This window comes from Moorena sp. SIO4E2, from assembly GCF_010671945.1.
In the GTDB taxonomy this organism is placed as follows: Bacteria; Cyanobacteriota; Cyanobacteriia; order Cyanobacteriales; family Coleofasciculaceae; genus Moorena; species Moorena producens.
In genome coordinates, this window is record NZ_JAAHIE010001031.1 from 1 (window position 1) to 1,895 (window position 1,895).

Genomic DNA, 1,895 nt, shown 5'->3' on the forward strand with positions numbered 1-1,895 from the left:
TAGGCTGTTGAGTTTGAATCCCTTATGCCGATAAAAGTTCATGCAGTTTATATGTCAATTTTTGTAGTCTGAAAAATAGCCCGACGCTTGGCCAAGGGAGATTCTCCAAAGTGCTGTCGATACCAATGTTGGACATCACAGAAGGAAACTGTTTCCATGGCAGTTTTAACAAGTTCAGAGGTCAACTGGGTGGTGAGCAGAGGCAGTGTCAAGAGTAAATGCCCCATATGCTTCAGGGATGACCTTTGGGAAAACAGTTTATATTTACCAAACACAGACTCGATGAGATCAGAAGAGGCAAGTAGGGGCTGATTAGGAGGCAATGCTGTGGTTTCATGGTCAATATAGGCAATTAACTTGGCCAAAAAGTCCTCTAATCGTTTCGATAAGGTTAAATCAGCTGTTTGTTTGATAAAGTCTGTTTTCGAGTGTTGGTTAAACCCTTGATGCTTAAGCTGGTATTGGAGGGTGCGCACTAAGAAAAGCATCTGGTTGAAGGGTTCGAGGGCCTCCTGATAGTCCGACACCCAACCCAATTTTTCCTCAAAGTACCGTCTACCGAGGTCAGCGGTTTGGCAAATTAAGGAACCAACGTCACAGAAAACTGCCTCTGAAAGACACCCTTTGAGGGCTTCAATAAAGGCTTTCTGGTCAGGAAATGGCTTTTGTTTAAGGGGTTTTAAGGCCGCATTGACCTCAGTAGTCAACTGCTCACTCAAGGTTTTTAAGGCACTCGAATCTAAGCAGTAGCCAGGATTGACCCTTGAGAAATCCTGCTGCTTCTGATAGGCCAATACGAGTTTGGCCCACTTCAATAAGGTGTCAATATTGAAGTATCGAGCTTTGGATCGTTGTGCGGGTGGTCTTAAAAAAGATAATCGACTCTGCTGCAACTGTTGACGAGTACGGGTACACCGACTGACAAAGCGCTGATAGATTGGATCGAGCTCTAACTCACCTTTGAGTAATCGGGCACTTTGATGAGTCACATCATAGGTCACCTGCACAGAAGGATGAGCTTGATGGTATAAGCGAATGCCCTTATAGAGATCACTGCCTTGGTCTGAGACAAGCTGTAAGGGGACCCCGACCTGGTCACCAACCGCTTCGAGGATGGGGTAGATCAAGTCTCCTTTAGTGCTCTTCATGACCTTTAACGCTAGTAGTGACAAGTCCTGATAGCACAATTTCCCAGCTGATTGCTCGACGATTTGCTTCCACCGAGCTTGGCTGATTCCTAACACTACTAAGCATTTGTGAGCCCCTAATTCCAGGGTAAGATCGGCAATGTATAGCCAGTCGTGACGATACTCGCACGGACGCTGTAGCAAGTATAGTCCCATCCGCAATACCCATTGCCGAATACTACTATAACTCGGTAAAATTTGACCGATGAACCGACTCAATAGGGCAAAATTTTTCGAGGCTCCCCGGAAACTGCTTAAACTTTCAACCACAAACGAGATGGCTAAGCTAATCGTCAATGCTCCATAATGGTGGCTGGCTAACAGGGTGCCTTGGGTTTCAACGATCCCAACGGTGGCAGAGCCGCCTAAGGACGGGGGGGGACTGCTGTCTGATCAGACAGGGGGCTAAGCGATGGGGATGAGGTCTGTTGACGATACCCTCGCACTTCCTTTTCCGCTATCTGGGCTCGTCGTTTCCACAGGGCTCGACTTTTCTCTAAGTCCCGAATCCGGATTTCTTGTGCTCGCAATTTCTTTTGCTTCTCACTCGCTCTTTGCTTCCAACGATCACGGCTTTGCTTAAATAAATTGGCCAGACGCTCAATTGAGCTTTTGTATCCTTGTATCATGGGCAGATCCTGGCAACCTCTTCACACAGATTATGCATGAACTCATCCCATCAATCAAGTCCTAGAGTGAACAGCCTAG

2 protein-coding genes are annotated in these 1,895 nt (G+C 46.8%); both read right to left on the reverse strand.

What is annotated here, in order from left to right:
* Nucleotides 1–47 precede the first annotated feature (47 nt).
* The gene (locus tag F6K37_RS40240; RefSeq protein WP_008177632.1) at nucleotides 48–1,484 is read right to left on the reverse strand and encodes a hypothetical protein; all 1,437 of its coding nucleotides are present in this window, start codon (nucleotides 1,482–1,484) and stop codon (nucleotides 48–50) included.
* Between the two features lie 68 nt (nucleotides 1,485–1,552).
* Nucleotides 1,553–1,816, reverse strand: a complete 264-nt coding sequence (locus F6K37_RS40245) for a hypothetical protein (RefSeq protein WP_008177637.1) — start codon at nucleotides 1,814–1,816, stop codon at nucleotides 1,553–1,555.
* Nucleotides 1,817–1,895 lie beyond the last annotated feature (79 nt).